This is a genomic window from Brevundimonas sp. (assembly GCF_035935935.1).
Lineage (GTDB): Bacteria > Pseudomonadota > Alphaproteobacteria > Caulobacterales > Caulobacteraceae > Brevundimonas.
Map to the genome: position 1 here is coordinate 60921 of NZ_DASYWO010000012.1, position 16071 is coordinate 76991.

Consider the following 16071-nt stretch of genomic DNA (forward strand, 5'->3'; position numbering starts at 1 on the left):
AATGGCAAGAGGTTTCGTCACTGGGCGGAATACTTGACTCCCGCGTGGGGAAAAGCCATATGCGCCAGCACGTTCGGGACAGGATGGCGATCCGCGCCGCCCGCACGCCCATGAGGGGCGGTTCCGCAGACGTCACGCCCTGAAACGATCAGGGCCATCACCCTGTCGCCGCCCCGCGTCTCGCCGGGCGGCTTTCCTGCAAGGACCGAATGACCGAATTCTCCCAGCTGGGCCTTTCGCCCACCACGCTGAGCGCCGTCGCCGCGACGGGCTACACCACCGCCACGCCGATTCAGGAGCAGGCCATCCCCGTGGCGCTCGCCGGTCGCGACGTCCTCGGCATCGCCCAGACCGGCACCGGCAAGACGGCCGCCTTCACCCTGCCGCTGATCGAGCGGCTGGCCACCGGTCGGGCCCGCGCCCGCATGCCCCGCGCCCTGGTGCTGGCGCCGACGCGTGAGCTGGCCGACCAGGTCGCCGAAAGCTTCGCCAAATACGCCAAAGGCACCAAGCTGAGCTGGGCCCTGCTGATCGGCGGCGTCTCCATGGCCGACCAGGTCGCGGCCCTGACCAAGGGCGTGGACGTGCTGATCGCCACGCCGGGCCGCCTGATCGACCTGTTCGAGCGCGGCAAGATGCTGCTGACCGGCGTCGAGGTCATGGTCGTCGATGAGGCCGACCGCATGCTCGACATGGGCTTCATTCCGGACATCGAGAAGATCTTCAAACTGACGCCGCCGCGGCGCCAGACCCTGTTCTTCTCGGCCACCATGCCGCCCGAGATCACCCGGCTGACCACCCAGTTCCTGAAGGACCCGACCCGGATCGAGGCCAGCCGGCCGGCCATGACGGCCGAGACCATCACCCAGTACATGGTGAAGCTGAAGACCAGCGATCCGAAGGCCAAGCGCGATGCCCTGCGCAAGCTGGTGGCGCGGGACGACGTCAAGAACGGGATCGTCTTCTGCAATCGCAAATCCGAGGTCGACGTCGTCGCCAAGTCGCTGAAGAAGCACGGATTCGACGCTGCGCCGATCCACGGCGACCTGGACCAGTCCCTGCGCATGAAGACCCTCGCGGCCTTCCGCTCCGGCGAACTGAAACTGCTCGTGGCGTCCGACGTCGCGGCGCGGGGCCTGGACATCCCGGACGTCAGCCACGTCTTCAACTACGACGTCGCCCACCACGCCGACGACTACGTGCACCGCATCGGCCGCACGGGCCGCGCCGGGCGCAAGGGTCAGACATTCATGATCGTGACGCCGTCGGACGACAAGGCGTTGGACAAGGTCCTGAAGCTCATCAAGATGACGCCGGAAGAACTGGCTCTGGACGGTCCGGCCGAGCGCGCTCCCCGCGCCGAAGCGCCGGCCGCCGCCGAAGACGACGCCCCGCGCCCCACGCGGTCGCGCGGCCGCCGTCGCGGCGCCGATCGCGCCGTCGAGACCGAGGCCGCCCCCGCCGCGCCCCTGCCGGAGTTCTCCGCTGTCGCCGAGGCTGTCGAGGCGCCCGTCCTGGCCGAAGCGCCGGAGACGAGCGCGACCGACGACGCGCGCGGCGACCGCCCGCGCCGTGAACGCGGCGGCCGCGGCCGGGGTCGCGATCGGGACCGCGCGCCGCGCGCGGCGTCCGAAGCGGCCGAGGACGCCCCGGCGCCGCGCGGCCGTCCGTTCGGCGACGCCGACATCCCCGCCTTCCTGCGCCGGCCCGTCGTCATCGGCGCTTGAAGCCCTTCCCGAATCCGCGTTCTTCCAGCCGCGCTTAACCCGCCGTTACGCTTCGGAGGCTAGGCTCGGCGGACCAAGAATGCGGGGGAACGCATGGCGAAGGTCGTAGAAACGACCCTGCGCGGACCGGAGGCCTATGGCCTGGCGCGGCGCGTGCTGGACGAGATGGAAGCCGCGGGCGTCTGGCCCACGCCGGTCAATTTCGAGCTGTGGCTGCATCATCTCGGCGAGCCCGAAGGCGCCTTGGGTCAGGAGATCCGCCGCATCCTCGCCGCCGGCGAGCCCTTCACCGAGGCGGTGTCCGACATGCTGGCGGCCGAGTATCTGCCGCGCGGCCGTCTCTCCGAGGAAATCCGCGACGCCGGTCGCGTGCTGGACCGCGAACTGACCAGCGTCGCCACCGCCATCGCCAGGGCCCACAAGAACCAGTCTGAGTACGGCCAGGTGCTGGCCGGCGCCGCGACGGACATGGCGGGGGCCGCCGCCTCTCCCGAAGGGCTTCGCACGGTCGTGGACGGCCTGACGGTCGCCACCCGCAAGGTTCAGAAGCAGAACGCCGACCTCGAGAAGCGCCTCGACGCCTCCACCCGGGAGGTGGCCCGTCTGCGCGAACATCTGGAGCAGGTGCGCCGCGACGCCATGACGGACGCCCTGACCAACCTGGCCAACCGCAAGGCGTTTGACGAGCATCTGGACGCCTGCGTCGAGGCGGCGCACCGCGACGGGCGCGACCTGGTCCTGGCCGTCGTCGACATCGACCACTTCAAGCGCTTCAACGACACCTGGGGCCATCAGACCGGCGATCAGGTCATCCGCTACGTCGCCAGCGTGCTGGGTCGCCTGGCGCGCACCCCGCGCATGGCCGCCCGCTACGGCGGCGAGGAGTTCGCGGTCATCTTCCCCAACGAGGATTCCGCCGCGGTCGAGGCGGCGCTGGAAGACGCCCGCACCGAAATCGCCTCGCGCAGCCTGCGACGGCGCTCGACGGACGACGAGCTCGGCGCCGTGACGATCTCGGCCGGCCACGCCCGGCTGGCACGTGGAGAGACCCCGGCCGCCCTGCTGGGTCGCGCGGACGAGGCGCTCTATGCCTCCAAACATGCCGGCCGAAACCGGGTCACCTGCGCCGAGGCCGCACGGAAGGCGGCGGCCTGAAGCGTCGCCTTGAACCGGCCACGCCGCCCTTGATGATGGCCGCATGATCCGCAGTCTCGCCTTCGCCGTCGCCTACTGGTCGCTGTCGATCGCCTATGTGCTGATGGCGGTGATCGCGGCCCTGCTGCCCGGCCGCGGGCCCACCGGCTGGATCATCCGCCGCTACGTCCGGCGCATGAAATGGGCCATGCGCCGGCTCGCCGGCATCCGCGTCGAGGTGCGGGGCAAGGACCGGCTGCCTGCCGGCGCCTACATCATCGCCGCCAAGCATCAGAGCTGGGGCGACGGCTTCTCCATCTATGGGGAGATCGAGGATCTGGCCTTCGTCACCGGCGACCACCTTGAGAAGTTCCCGCTGATGGCGACGGTGCTGCGCAAGCTGGGCGCCATCGTCGTCAACAACTGCGGCGGCCGCGAAGCGCGCGACTCGCTGAAGCAGCGGGGCGCCCACGCCCATCGCGAGGGGCGAAAGATCCTGATCTATCCCGAGGGCAATCTGGCGAGGGTCGGAGAGAAGTTCCGCTATCGCTCCGGCGTCTGGCACATGTATCGCGACTTCGACATGCCGGTCGTGCCCGTCGCGACGAACCTCGGCCTGTTCTGGCCGCAGGAGGCGTTCGAGAAGCGCCCCGGCACGGCGACGATCGAGTTTCTTGACCCGATCCCGACCGGCCTGCCGAAAGACGAGTTCATGGCGCGGCTGGAAGCCGCGGTCGAAGCGCGCACGGCGGAGCTCATCGCCGAGGCGACGGGAAGCCCCGTCACCCCTGCCCTTCAGGTGCCGACGCCGGACGACGTCAGGCGCGCGGCTTCTTCGGCTTCTTCGCCGACGCCTTCCTGAGAGCCGCGTCGATCGAGGCACGCGCCCATCTGACCGCCTCGTCCGGGTCGTCGACGGCGGATTCGGGCAAGCTCCAGTAGGCCATGGTCATCACCTGACCGTCCTTGGTCGGAAAGCTGAACTGGCGTGACCCCGCATCGCGCAGGGCCGGCTCGTTCTGTTCGTCCGCCTTCAGCCAGACGACGCCGTCGTCCAGCAGGGCGAAGATGCGCCCGTCCCAATAGATGCTGGCGCCGCCGAACATCCGCTTGATGGTCAGGGGGCCGAGCTCGGCGAAATGCTCCTGTACCCACTCCCCGAACGCGGGGTCATAGGCCACGGCTCAGACGCCCGTCGCGGGGGTGATCGTCACGCTCTCGCCGCAGCCGCAGGCGTCGGTCTGGTTCGGATTTCGGAAAACGAATTTCGAGGCCAGCGGCGTGACCTCCCAGTCGATCTCGCTGCCGATCAGATACAGGATCGCCTTGCCGTCGATCACGATGCGGGCGCCGTCGAAGTCGACCGCCTCGTCGAACGAGCTGACCAGGTCCGTCAGGCTGAAGACGTATTCCTGCCCGGCGCAGCCGCCGTTCTTGATGCCGATCTTCAGCCCGATCTTGTCGGGATTGGCCGCCAGCAGTTCGCGCACACGGTCGGCCGCGGTGGGCGTCAGGGTGACGACCGAGGGGCGTGGGCGGCGGGGACGGGTCGTGGTCTGAAGGTCGCTCATGGGTCAGAACATGTTCAGGGCCAGCTTGGCCTCGTCGCTCATGCGGGACGGGTCCCACGGCGGGTCGAAGACCAGCTGGGCCTTGGCCGACTTCACACCCTCGACCTTGGCCACCGCGTCCTCGATCCAGCCCGGCATCTCGCCGGCGACGGGGCAGCCGGGGGCGGTCAGGGTCATCTCGATGTCCACGTCGCGGTCGTCCGACAGGTCGACCTTGTAGATCAGCCCCAGCTCATAGACGTCGACCGGGATTTCCGGGTCGAACACCGTCTTCAGCGCCGCCACGATGTCGTCTGTCAGGCGCGCGATCTCGTCCTGCGACAGGGCGCTCTTCTGGGGCTCATCCCACGCGGCGGCGAAGTCGGCGTTGTCGGAGATCGGGGCGGTCATACGAAGAATTCTCGGGCCTTGATCAGGGCGTCGGCGAAGGCGTCGGCCTCGTCCACCGTGTTATATAGGGCGAAGCTGGCGCGTCCGCTCGACGTCAGCCCGAAACGCTGCGCCAGCGGCTCGGCGCAGTGCAGGCCGGCGCGGATCGCCACGCCGTACCGGTCCATGATCTGCGCCACGTCGTGGGCGTGCGCCCCCTCCACGGTGAAGGCGAAGATCGAGCCCTTGCCCGGCGCCGTGCCGATCTCCGTCAGCCAGTTGACGCCCGACAGGCGCTCGCGCACCCGCGCCATCAGCGCCGCCTCGTGCGCCCGCACGGCGGCGGGGTCGAAGGCCGAATACCACTCGATCGCCGCGCCGAGCCCGATCGCCTCCAGGATCGGCGGCGTGCCCGCCTCGAACCGGTGCGGCGGCTTCGCATAGGTGACGGCCTCCAGCGACACCCGCTCGATCATCTCGCCCCCGCCCTGGAACGGCGGCAGGGCCTCCAGCGCCGCCTCGGTCCCGATCAGCGCGCCGATGCCGGTGGGACCGAACAGCTTGTGGCCGGTCAGGACGTAGAAGTCGCAGCCGATGGCCTGCACGTCCGGCGCGCAGTGCACCGCGCCCTGACAGCCGTCGATCAGCACCTGGGCGCCCGCCGCGTGCGCCAGCCGCGTAATCTCCGCCACCGGGTTCACCGTGCCCAGCACGTTGGACATGTGCGTGACCGCGACCATTCGCGTCCTTGGGCCGAGCAGCTCGGCATAGGCGGTCATGTCGAGGCTGCCGTCGTCCCGCACCGGGATCCACTTCAGCACCGCCCCCTGCCGCTCGCGCAGCAGGTGCCAGGGCACGATGTTGGAGTGGTGCTCCATCTGGCTGACCACGATCTCGTCGCCCGGCCGGATGGATTGGCCCAGCCCGGCCGCCACCAGATTGATCGCCTCGGTGCCGCCCTTGGTGAAGACGACGCGTTCCGGCGCCTCGGCCCCCACGAACCGCGCCACGCTCTCCCGCGCGGCCTCGAAGGCCTCGGTCGTCTCGTTGGCCAGGGTGTGCAGCCCGCGATGGACGTTGGCGTAGCTGCCTTCCATCGCCCGCGTCATCGCGTCGATCACCGCGCGCGGCTTCTGCGCGCTGGCGGCGGAGTCCAGATAGACCAGCGGCCGCCCGTTCACCTGCCGCGACAGGATCGGGAATTCGGTGCGGACGGCCTGAACGTCGAAGGGGCTCACAGTCGTGCCGTCAGCCATTCCCGCACCACCTCTCGCGCGCCCTCGTGCTCGATCCGGTCGACCACCTCGAACAGAAAGGCCTGGGTGAGAAGCGCTCTCGCCTCCTGCGCCGGCAGGCCGCGTTGCTGCATGTAGAACAGGGCGCTCTCGTCCAGCGTGCCGACGGTGTTGCCGTGCGCGCACTGCACGTCGTCGGCATAGATGATCAGCTCCGGCTTGGCGTCGACCTCGCCGCGCTCCGACAGGATCAGGGCGTTGTGGGCCATGCGCGCGTCCGTGCCGTCGGCCCCGCGCTCGACCACTATCTTGCCCTGGAAAACACCGCGCGCCTGATCGCGCACCACGCCCTTGACCAGCTGGCTGGTCTGGCCGTTCAGACCCTCGTGGGTGACGACGCTGGTCAGGTCGGCGTGCCGCTCGCCAGACAGGGCATACAGCCCGTCCATGCGGACGGAGGCGCCCTGCCCCGGATGGCTGACGTGGGTCTCGAAGCGCTGGAGCCTGGCCCCGTCCGTCGCGGTGACCTGCTCGAACGTCGCGCCCGCCGACAGGGTCACCTCGGCCCTGACGAAGGCCAGCGCGTCCGCCGCGTCCTCGCCCAGCACGATCCGCGTCAGGGACGCGTCCTCGCCGACGAAAATCTTCAGCCGGGTGTTGGCGACGTAGCCGGCGGCGCGCCCCTCATGGCTCTCCAGCAGGACCAGCCGGGACCCCGCCGTCACCTCGATCGCCACCTCAGGCTGGTGCCCCGCGCCGTCGGCGGTAGAGACGAAGCGCAGGCGCACCGGCCCCTCACCCGTCCCCTCGGCGATGATCCCCGCAAAGCCCTCGCAGCGACCGTTGACGAAGGCCAGCTCTTTACCGCCCAGCGCCGCGAACGGCCCGCCCGGCGCGACGTCTGCGGCCGGGGACGCCGGCGGCGTGTCCCGCAGCAGACGGCGCACGTCGGTGTACTTCCACGCCTCGACGCGCCGCGACGGGAAAGACGACGGATCGCGAAGGTCGAGCAGCTGCGCCGTCACGCCGCCCCCTGAAGCGCTTCTGGCGCGTATTTGTCGTAGCCTTCGGCTTCAAGCTGCAGCGCCAGTTCCGGGCCGCCCGACGCCACGATCCGACCCGCGGCCAGCACGTGCACCCGGTCCGGCCGGATGTAGTCCAGCAGCCGCTGGTAGTGCGTGATGACCACCATCGACCGCTCCGGCGACCGCAGGGCGTTCACGCCGTCGGCGACGATGCGCAGGGCGTCGATGTCCAGGCCGGAATCGGTCTCGTCTAGGATCAGCAGCGAGGGCTCCAGCAGGGCCATCTGCAGGATCTCCATCCGCTTCTTCTCGCCGCCTGAGAAGCCCACGTTCAGGGGCCGCTTCAGCATGTCGAAATTCATCTTCAGCCGGGTCGACGCCGCGCGCACCAGCTTCAGGAACTCCGGCGCCGCCACCTCGGGCTCGCCCCGCGCGCGCTTCTGCGCGTTCAGCGCCGTGCGGATGAAGGTCATGGCCGGCACGCCGGGGATTTCCAGCGGGTACTGGAACGACAGGAACACGCCCTTCGCGGCCCGCTCGGCCGGGTCCAGCGCCAGCAGGTCCTCGCCGTTCCACGACGCCGATCCGGCCGTCGCCTCATAGCCGGGCCGGCCGGTCAGGGCGTAGCCCAGCGTCGACTTGCCCGCCCCGTTCGGCCCCATGACGGCGTGCACCTCGCCCGCGGGGACGTCGAGCGTCAGCCCGTTGAGGATCGGCTTGTCGCCGACGGTGACGTGGAGGTTGGAGATGGAGAGCATGGTCAATCGATCATCAATGAAGCGCGGTGTTCGAACTCGGCGGTCTTGTTCGACGGGGTGGTGAAGGTGATCGAGGCCCTGTCTTCCGCGTACGAAAGCGCCGCTCCTTCTTCCATCAGCGACACGATCTGATGGTAGCGTTCGACGTCCGCGGTCAGGCAATGCACCGAACGGTCGCGGCTCTTCAAATAAGCGGCCATCTCACCGTTCTTTTCGGGCGTCGTCCCGCTCCAGAAGCGTCCGTCCTGCGAATCCAGAAACCCGTGGTCGCGGCAGCCGCCACTCAGGAAATAGTGGTTCGCCTTCTGCTTGTCCGCGCCCGCAGCGACCAGTCGGATGCCGATGTTGGAGCCACGCACGTCCTGACCATTCAGCGAGACCAGATCGCCGACAAACACGTCGACCGCGTCATCCTGCCCGCCGGCCACGACTTGGGGCTGCGAACAGGCCGACGCCAGCAGGGCCAGGGCAATGACCGACGCCCCCCTCACCCCACGCTCCCTTCCAGACTGATCGCCACCAGCTTCTGGGCCTCGACGGCGAACTCCATCGGCAGTTCCTGCAGGACGTCGCGGACGAAGCCGTTCACCAGCAGGGCCACCGCCTCCTCCTCCGACAGGCCGCGCTGCTGGGCGTAGAACAGCTGGTCCTCGCTCAGGCGCGTCGTCGTCGCCTCGTGCTCCAGCTGGGCCGAGCCATTGCGGGCCTCGATGTAGGGGATGGTGTGGCTTCCGCACTCCTTGCCGATCAGCAGGCTGTCGCACTGGGTGAAGTTGCGCACGCCCGTCGCCTTGGGATGCACCGACACCAGGCCGCGATAGGTCGAATCCGACCGTCCCGCCGACACCGCCTTGGCGATGATCCGCGACTTCGAGTTCTTGCCCAGGTGCACCATCTTGGTGCCCGTGTCGGCCTGTTGCCGGCCGTTGGTGATGGCGATGGAATAAAACTCGCCCGAACTCTCCTCGCCCTTCAGCAGGCAGGACGGATATTTCCAGGTGATGGCGCTGCCGGTCTCGACCTGCGTCCATGACACCTTCGACCGGTCGCCGCGGCAATCGGCGCGCTTGGTCACGAAATTGTAGATGCCGCCCTTGCCCTCGGCGTCGCCGGGGTACCAGTTCTGGACGGTCGAATATTTGATCTCGGCGTCGTCCAGCGCGACCAGCTCGACCACCGCCGCATGCAGCTGGTTCTCGTCGCGCATGGGGGCCGTACAGCCCTCCAGATACGAGACGTAGCTGCCCTTGTCGGCGATGATCAGGGTCCGTTCGAACTGGCCCGTCTGGCTGGCGTTGATGCGGAAATAGGTCGACAGCTCCATCGGACAGCGCACGCCCGGCGGGATGTAGACGAAGCTGCCGTCGCTGAAGACCGCGCTGTTCAACGCCGCGAAATAGTTGTCGCTGACCGGCACGACGGTGCCGAGATATTGCCGCACCAGTTCAGGATGCTCGCGCAAGGCCTCGGAAATGGGCATGAAAATCACGCCCGCCTTGGCCAGCTCGGCCTTGAAGGTGGTGACGACCGACACGCTGTCGAACACGGCGTCCACCGCCACCTTCGGCGCACCCTGCACCCCCGCCAGCACCTCCTGCTCCTTCAGCGGGATGCCCAGCTTGCGATAGACCTCGAGCAGTTCGGGATCGACCTCGTCGAGGCTCTTCGGCCCCTCCTTCGTCTTCGGCGCGGCATAGTAGTGCAGGTCCTGATAGTCGACGGGTTCGTACTTCACCGCCGCCCACGTCGGCTCCTCCATCGCCAGCCAGCGCTCATAGGCGGCCAGACGCCACTCCAGCATCCACCGGGGCTCGCCCTTCTTCTCGGAGATGAACCGCACGATGTCGGCGTTCAGGCCCTTGGGCGCGAACTCCTGCTCGACGTCCGAGGTGAAGCCGTACTTGTAGCGCTCCAGCTCGGCGACGGCGTCGACGGTTTCCTTGACGGCGGCCATCAGGCGACCTCCGCCTGTCTGGCCCTGGCCTGACGCTTGCCCCAGGCTTCCAGCCAGGCGTCGGCGAAGCGGACCCAGTCGGCCTCGGTCGTGCCCCAGCCGCCGGAGATGCGGATGCCGTTGGTGGCCAGCGAGGTGCGGCCGGTCGCCAGAATGGCGCGCGACGGCTTGATCTTGCCCGACGAGCAGGCGCTGCCGCCCGACACCATCACGCCCATCAGGTCCAGCGTGATCAGCTGTTGCGGGCTCTCCCATCCGGGCGCCGCCATGAACAAGGTGTTGGGCAGGCGCGGCGCGCCCTCGGCGATGATCACCGCGCCGGCGGCCTTCACCCGCGCCTCGGCGGCGTCGCGCCACGCCTTGTGCGCCTCGGCCAGCGGCAGGTCGCGCGCTGCGCAATCGGCGGCCGTGCCGAAGCCGGCGATGCCCGGCACGTTCTCGGTGCCCGCGCGCAGGCCGCGCTCCTGCCCCGCGCCGTGCAGGATGCGCACGGCCTCGCGGCCTTCCTTCAGAACCAGCGCGCCCACGCCCTGCGGCCCGCCCAGCTTGTGCGCCGACAGCGTCAGGGAGTCGGCGCCCAGATCGCGCAGGCTCACCGCGATCTTGCCCGCCGACTGGATGGCGTCGACGTGCAGCCAGCCGCCCGCCGCGCGCACCAGCTTCGCCGCCTCGGCGATCGGCTGGATCGCGCCGCTCTCGTTGTTCGCATGATGGATCGCCACCACCGCCCTGCCCGGCAGGGCCAGCAGCTGCGCCAGCTTCTTCAGGTCGACCACGCCGTCGCGGTCCACCGGCAGCATTTTCACCGGCTTGCCCGACGCCGTCGCCGCCTCGGCGACGCAGGGGTGCTCGGTGGCCCCGACGATCAGCCGCTCGCAGCCCGCCGCGATGGCGCTGACGATCGCCTGGGCATTCGATTCCGTGCCGCCGGACGAGAAGATCACCGCCGTGGGATCGGCCCCGACCAGCTCGGCGACCTGGGCCCGGGCGGTCTCGACGCGGGCGCGCGCACAGCGGCCGGCCGCGTGCACCGCCGACGGATTGCCGTTGTCGGCCAGCGCCTTGGCCATAATGTCCTGAACTTCCGGACGAACCAGACCGGACGCGTTGTAGTCGAGATAGACGCCCGTCACGCCGCCGCTCCTTGGGCCAGCGTCGGCGCCGCGCGACGGCGCAGGCCCGTGCGCTTCATCACCACGTCCTCCAGCGACACGGCGGCCAGGTAGGCGTGGATCTCGGCGCCCAGGTCTTCCCACAGATGGTGGGTGATGCACCGTTCGCCGCCGGCCATGCAGCCCCGCGGCGTGCCCTGAACCGAGCAGCGCACGGCTCGGATCGGCTCATCGACGGCCAGGACGATGTCGGCGACGGCCGTTTCGGCCGGGGTGCGCGCCAGCCGATAGCCGCCGCCGGGCCCGCGCACGCTCAGCACCAGTCCGGCCTTCCGCAGGCGGGCGAACAGCTGCTCAAGATAGCTGAGCGAAATCTCCTGCCGCGCGGCGATCTCGGCCAGCGACACGGCGCGGGGCTCGCCCGCCGCGGCGCGGCCGTTCCGGGCCAGATCGGCCATCGCCATGACGGCATAGCGTCCCTTGGTCGACAGGCGCATGCGGGTCCTCAAAAATCGCGCGCATTCGCGGGGCTCTGTGCTAGAACCCGCGCCCTTGAACGGGCCGCACGCCGTGCCGGGGACTTAGAAAGTCCTACCCCCACGGTCAACCATTGCGGCGGCCTGAAACGACGTTTGAGACGGGAAACCGATGCCTGAAGTCATCCTGCCCGGCGCCTCGGGCCGCATCGAGGGCCGCTATTCGCCGGGCAAGCGCCCCAACGCCCCCATCGCCCTGATCCTTCACCCGCACCCCAAGGCCGGCGGGCACATGAACAATCCGGTCGCGGTGACCCTGTACCAGCTGTTCGTGAAGCGCGGCTTCGCCACCCTGCGCTACAACAGCCGGGGCGTCGGGAAGTCGCAGGGCGAATTCGACAGCGGCATCGGCGAACTGGCCGACGCGGCCACCGCTCTGGACTGGCTGCAGGCGTCCAACCCGGCCGCCAGCCAGACCTGGGTCGCGGGCTATCAGTTCGGCGCCTACATCGGCATGCAGCTGCTGATGCGCCGGCCCGAGACGGACGGCTTCATCTCAGTGTCGCCGCCCTCGAACATCTACGACTTCAGCTTCCTGGCGCCCTGCCCGGCCTCGGGCCTGTTCCTGCACGGCACCGCCGACACCATCGTGCCGCCGGTCGAGGTGGAGCGTGTGGTGAACAAGCTGCGCACCCAGAAGGGCATCGTCATCGACTATGAGCTGGAAGAGGGCGCGACCCACTTCTGGCAGGACCACGTGCCCGCCGTGGAGCGCCGGGTCGGCGCCTATCTCGACAAGCGGCTGGAAGAGAACCCGGCCTGACTTCCGCGCCGGACTTTGTGCAGTCGAAGTCCAGCGGATTTTCCAGGGTTGTGCAGTCCGCTCAGTAGAGCAGGAATTCCCTGCGCTCCGCCTCCCACGCGCGCTCGTCCGGCGTCGCGACCCCGTCCAGATCGCCGGCCTGCGCGTCCGCGTCGTCGACCCAGTCGCGCAGGGCCGTGCCACCGTTGATCACGTCGATGGCGAGCCTGTCGAAAACGTACTCGTACGGGAAGTCGCGCCACAGATCGTAGTCGGGACGCAGCCGACGGATGGCCTTGAACGCCAGCGCCTGCACGCGCCACGGCCGGAAGGCCGCGTGGTCGTAGGCCGGGTCGTCGACGTGAATCTGGACCCCGTTGCACAGCAGGCCGGCGTGCTTGTGAAAGGTCGGCTGGAACCAGACGTCGCGCAGGCGGCAGCCGTTCAGCCACTGCGGAGCGAGTGCGTGCATCTCGGCGATGATCGCCCGCGCGTCCAGGTCGGGCGCGCCGAAAAGCTCCAGCGGGCGCGTGGTGCCCCGCCCCTCCGACAGGGTCGTGCCCTCCAGCATCACCGTACCGGCGTAGGCGCGCGCCATGCTGACGTTCGGCGCATTGGGGCTGGGGTTGATCCAGCTGCGTTCGTTCAGAGGCCAGCCCCAGCCGGGCCCCTCGTCGGGCCGCCAGCCTTCCATTTCGACCACGCGGTAGTCGACGTCGAGATTGAACGCCTTGATGAACCACCGGCCCATCTCGCCCAGCGTCATGCCGTGGCGCATCGGCATGGGCCCGGCGCCGACGAAGCTTTCCCAACCGGGCCGCAGCGTCGTGCCCTCCACCGGCCGGCCCGCCGGATTGGGCCGGTCCAGCACCCAGACCGACTTGCCGTGCTCGGCCGCCGCCTCCAGCACGTAGAGCAGCGTCGTCACGAAGGTGTAGATGCGGCAGCCGAGGTCCTGCATGTCGATCAGGATCACGTCGAAGGTGCCCATCGACTGCCCCGTCGGTCGCCGCACCTCGCCGTACAGGCTGAACACCGGAATGCCGTGGACCGGATCCGTCTCGTCCGCCGACTCCATCATGTTGTCCTGCAGGTCCCCCTTCATCCCGTGCTGGGGCCCGAAGGCGGCCGTCAGCTGGACGTCCGGGCACGCCGCCAGGGCGTCGAGGCTGTGGGTCAAGTCGGCGGTCACGGACGCCGGATGCCCCAGCAGCGCCACCCGCCGCCCGCGAAGGTCGCGGCGCAGATCAGGATCGGACAGCAGGCGGTCGACGCCGAACTTCATGGCAGCTCCAGAACGAAGGAGTCGGGGTGGTGGAAGTCGGGCTTATCCGAAGGATGGGCGAGCGCCCAATAGGAGATCGTGCCGTCGGTGGCCTCGATGACGGCGGAAAGGCCCAGCCGCGCCGCGCCGGGCGGAAGCGTCAGCAGCGTCTCAAGCGCCGTTCGGTCGGCGCCGGCGTTCAGTTTCGGCGGCGTCGGCGTCACCTCGGCGTGCCGCATTCCCCGGCGCGGCGCGTCGAAGCGGTAGCTGGCCCATCGTCCCGACGGCGACAGGTTGAATTCGACGTAACCGTCGTCGGCCAGAACGAAGGCCTCAAAGCAGGTGGTCCGCCACAGGTCGTCGGCGCGTCCCTCGGCGGGCCGGGGCCAGACCACGCTCTCCGTACGTCCGTCGACCGTGAAGCGCAGCCACAGCTGCGAACCCTCGGGCTCCAACATGACCTCAAGGCTCTCGATCGGGCCGGGCGGCGACGACGGATGCGGCTTCAGGCTGACCTGCATCCCCCCTGAGTGCCACGCTCCCGGCGCGCGTCAAAGCCGCGTGCGACCGATCTCGTCGCAACATGTCGTCAACATGCGCGATGGGAGTCCAAGGCGAAGGTGGTGATGGAAATGAGAGTCTTTTTTTCCCGGACTCTCACTCTCACCGCTTCGCCCGGTCTCGACCGACATGTTATGCGCGCCGACCGCCTGAGAGACTCCCGATGACCGACGCCGCCTTCCAGTCCGAGTTCCTGAAGACGCTTCAGGCGCGCGGCTACATCCACCAGATCACGCATCCGGCCGAGCTGGACGCGGCGGCGAGCGCAGGCGTGGTTTCGGGCTACATCGGCTTCGACGCCACGGCGCCCAGCCTGCACGTCGGCAGCCTCATCCAGATCATGATGCTGCGCCGGCTGCAGCAGGCGGGGCACAGGCCGGTCGTCCTGATGGGCGGCGGCACCACCCGCGTCGGCGACCCCACGGGCAAGGACGCCAGCCGGCCGCAGCTGACGGACGAGACGATCGCCGCCAACATCTCCGGCATCAAACAGGTGTTCGCCCGCTTCCTGACCTTCGGCGACGGCCCGACCGACGCGGTGATGCTGGACAACGACGCCTGGCTGTCCGGCTACGGCTATGTGCAATTCCTGCGCGACTTCGGCACGCACTTCACGATCAACCGCATGCTGGCCTTCGACAGCGTCAAGCTGCGGCTGGAGCGGGAACAGCCGATGACGTTCCTGGAGTTCAACTACATGCTCATGCAGTCGGTGGACTTCCTGGAGCTGAACCGCAGCCACGGCGTAACCCTGCAGATGGGCGGGTCGGACCAGTGGGGAAACATCACGTCGGGCGTCGATCTGGTGCGACGCGTGGACCAGAAGGCCGCCTTCGGCCTGACCACGCCGCTGCTGACCACCGCGTCCGGCGGCAAGATGGGCAAGACGGCGCAGGGCGCGATCTGGCTCAACGCCGACCAGCTGTCGCCCTACGACTACTGGCAGTTCTGGCGCAACGCCGACGATGCCGACGTCGGCCGGTTCCTGCGCCTGTTCACCGACCTGCCGCTGGACGAGATCGCGCGGCTGGAAACGCTGCAGGGAGCCGAGATCAACGACGCCAAAAAGGTGCTGGCCGACGCGGCGACCACCCTACTGCACGGCGGGGACGCCGCGGCTTCGGCGCGGGCGGCGTCCGAAGGCGCCTTCGAGCAGGGCCGCCTGTCCGCCGACCTGCCGACTGTCGAACTGCCCCGTGATGAGGTCATCGGCGCCATGCTGGCCGCCTTGGCCACCAAGGCCGGCCTGACGGCGTCGAACGGCGAGGCGCGCCGTCTGGCCCAGGGCGGCGGCCTGCGGTTGAACGACCGGGCGGTGACGGACGGCGCGCAGCCGCTGGCGGACGCCGACGTGAACGCGGACGGCGTGATCAAACTGGCCGCCGGCAAGAAGAAGATCGTTCTGGTGAGGCCCGTCTGATGTTCGACCTGCCCGACGGATCCGCCGCCCCGGCCCTGCTGCTGCCGACCGCAGACGGCGGATCGTTCGATCTTTCCGCCCAGGGTCTTCCTACGGTCGTGTTCTTCTACCCCAAGGCGGACACGCCCGCCTGCACCGACGAGGCCAGACACTTCTCGGCCCTCCTGCCGGAGTTCGCCAAGGCCGGCGTCGCGGTGGTCGGCGTGTCGCCGGACGCGGTGAAGAAGCTGGCCCGCTTCGTCGCGAAGCACGATCTGACCGTGCCGCTCGCGTCGGACGAAACGACCGAAGCGGCGCAGGCTTGGGGCGTGTGGGGCGAGAAGACCCTCTACGGGCGCACCTACATGGGCGTTGAGCGGGCCACGTTTCTGGTCGATCGGGACGGCAGGATCGCCCGCAGCTGGCGCAAGGTGAAGGTGAAGGATCACGCGGCCGATGTGCTGGCCGCCGCCCGCGCGCTCTGACGATCCACACCTGTGCGCTGATCCCAAGTGCAGTGTCAGCAATCGTACAGACGAACGGCTCGCCCCACGGGCGAATTTCAGACCAGTGGATCACCGTTATTCGCGTGATGCCCCGGCAACGTGGTTAAGATTGCGTGAACGCTCTTGAACGTCGGTTTCCGGTGGAGGCATAACCTCGCACCGACGTTGGGGCGTTGCG

18 protein-coding genes are annotated in these 16071 nt (G+C 69.0%); 6 read left to right on the forward strand and 12 right to left on the reverse strand.

The genetic code is table 11. The annotated features are described in order from the left end of the window. The first annotated feature begins 209 nt into the window (after window positions 1-209). From VGR32_RS12515 to VGR32_RS12525, 3 genes are all read left to right on the forward strand, one after another. Window positions 210-1727 carry a DEAD/DEAH box helicase gene (locus tag VGR32_RS12515; RefSeq protein WP_327451145.1) on the forward strand — a complete coding sequence of 506 codons (1518 nt, stop codon included), beginning with the start codon at window positions 210-212 and terminating at the stop codon, window positions 1725-1727. A gap of 93 nt (window positions 1728-1820) precedes the next feature. Then, window positions 1821-2882, forward strand: coding sequence for a GGDEF domain-containing protein (locus VGR32_RS12520; protein ID WP_327451147.1), 1062 nt, complete (start codon window positions 1821-1823; stop codon window positions 2880-2882). A gap of 46 nt (window positions 2883-2928) precedes the next feature. Beyond that, on the forward strand, window positions 2929-3723 hold the full coding sequence (locus tag VGR32_RS12525) for a 1-acyl-sn-glycerol-3-phosphate acyltransferase (RefSeq protein WP_327451301.1): 795 nt from the start codon (window positions 2929-2931) through the stop codon (window positions 3721-3723). Here VGR32_RS12525 and VGR32_RS12530 read toward each other — a convergent pair. Genes VGR32_RS12530 through VGR32_RS12575 form a run of 10 tightly spaced genes read right to left on the reverse strand, consistent with a single transcriptional unit; the run spans window position 3680 to window position 11382 of the window. Then, entirely contained in the window at window positions 3680-4042 is a 363-nt protein-coding gene (locus VGR32_RS12530) for a TfoX/Sxy family protein (RefSeq protein ID WP_327451149.1), read from the reverse strand. The genes VGR32_RS12525 and VGR32_RS12530 overlap by 44 nt on opposite strands. A gap of 3 nt (window positions 4043-4045) precedes the next feature. Further along, window positions 4046-4432, reverse strand: a complete 387-nt coding sequence (locus VGR32_RS12535) for an iron-sulfur cluster assembly accessory protein (RefSeq protein ID WP_327451151.1) — start codon at window positions 4430-4432, stop codon at window positions 4046-4048. A 3-nt stretch (window positions 4433-4435) separates the two neighbouring features. Beyond that, entirely contained in the window at window positions 4436-4822 is a 387-nt protein-coding gene (locus tag VGR32_RS12540; protein ID WP_327451153.1) for an SUF system Fe-S cluster assembly protein, read from the reverse strand. Further along, window positions 4819-6057, reverse strand: coding sequence for a cysteine desulfurase (locus VGR32_RS12545; RefSeq protein ID WP_327451154.1), 1239 nt, complete (start codon window positions 6055-6057; stop codon window positions 4819-4821). Before VGR32_RS12545 ends, VGR32_RS12540 begins: the two co-directional genes overlap by 4 nt. After that, entirely contained in the window at window positions 6036-7061 is a 1026-nt protein-coding gene (sufD, locus tag VGR32_RS12550; protein ID WP_327451156.1) for a Fe-S cluster assembly protein SufD, read from the reverse strand. The genes VGR32_RS12545 and sufD overlap by 22 nt, the downstream gene beginning before the upstream one ends. Then, window positions 7058-7819 carry a Fe-S cluster assembly ATPase SufC gene (sufC, locus tag VGR32_RS12555; protein WP_327451158.1) on the reverse strand — a complete coding sequence of 254 codons (762 nt, stop codon included), beginning with the start codon at window positions 7817-7819 and terminating at the stop codon, window positions 7058-7060. The genes sufD and sufC overlap by 4 nt, the downstream gene beginning before the upstream one ends. A gap of 2 nt (window positions 7820-7821) precedes the next feature. Beyond that, window positions 7822-8310, reverse strand: a complete 489-nt coding sequence (locus VGR32_RS12560) for a hypothetical protein (RefSeq protein ID WP_327451160.1) — start codon at window positions 8308-8310, stop codon at window positions 7822-7824. After that, window positions 8307-9773: a Fe-S cluster assembly protein SufB gene (gene sufB, locus VGR32_RS12565; RefSeq protein WP_327451162.1), complete on the reverse strand. Its 1467-nt coding sequence runs from the start codon at window positions 9771-9773 to the stop codon at window positions 8307-8309. The genes VGR32_RS12560 and sufB overlap by 4 nt, the downstream gene beginning before the upstream one ends. Further along, complete coding sequence (locus VGR32_RS12570; RefSeq protein ID WP_327451164.1) at window positions 9773-10906, reverse strand: cysteine desulfurase family protein; 1134 nt, start codon at window positions 10904-10906, stop codon at window positions 9773-9775. The genes sufB and VGR32_RS12570 overlap by 1 nt, the downstream gene beginning before the upstream one ends. Then, window positions 10903-11382 carry an Rrf2 family transcriptional regulator gene (locus VGR32_RS12575; protein WP_327451166.1) on the reverse strand — a complete coding sequence of 160 codons (480 nt, stop codon included), beginning with the start codon at window positions 11380-11382 and terminating at the stop codon, window positions 10903-10905. Before VGR32_RS12575 ends, VGR32_RS12570 begins: the two co-directional genes overlap by 4 nt. A gap of 151 nt (window positions 11383-11533) precedes the next feature. Here VGR32_RS12575 and VGR32_RS12580 point away from each other — a divergent pair, with 151 nt between their 5' ends. Then, window positions 11534-12184 carry an alpha/beta hydrolase gene (locus VGR32_RS12580; protein WP_327451168.1) on the forward strand — a complete coding sequence of 217 codons (651 nt, stop codon included), beginning with the start codon at window positions 11534-11536 and terminating at the stop codon, window positions 12182-12184. A gap of 61 nt (window positions 12185-12245) precedes the next feature. Here the strand turns inward: VGR32_RS12580 and VGR32_RS12585 are convergent, their stop codons facing one another. Next, window positions 12246-13448: a DUF1343 domain-containing protein gene (locus VGR32_RS12585; protein ID WP_327451170.1), complete on the reverse strand. Its 1203-nt coding sequence runs from the start codon at window positions 13446-13448 to the stop codon at window positions 12246-12248. After that, the gene (locus VGR32_RS12590; RefSeq protein WP_327451172.1) at window positions 13445-13948 is read right to left on the reverse strand and encodes a DOMON-like domain-containing protein; all 504 of its coding nucleotides are present in this window, start codon (window positions 13946-13948) and stop codon (window positions 13445-13447) included. The genes VGR32_RS12585 and VGR32_RS12590 overlap by 4 nt, the downstream gene beginning before the upstream one ends. Window positions 13949-14151: 203 nt before the next feature. On the opposite strand from VGR32_RS12590, the gene tyrS reads away from it, so the two are divergent. Continuing rightward, on the forward strand, window positions 14152-15408 hold the full coding sequence (tyrS, locus tag VGR32_RS12595) for a tyrosine--tRNA ligase (protein WP_327451174.1): 1257 nt from the start codon (window positions 14152-14154) through the stop codon (window positions 15406-15408). Then, entirely contained in the window at window positions 15408-15872 is a 465-nt protein-coding gene (locus VGR32_RS12600; RefSeq protein ID WP_327451176.1) for a peroxiredoxin, read from the forward strand. The genes tyrS and VGR32_RS12600 overlap by 1 nt, the downstream gene beginning before the upstream one ends. Window positions 15873-16071: the final 199 nt, after the last annotated feature.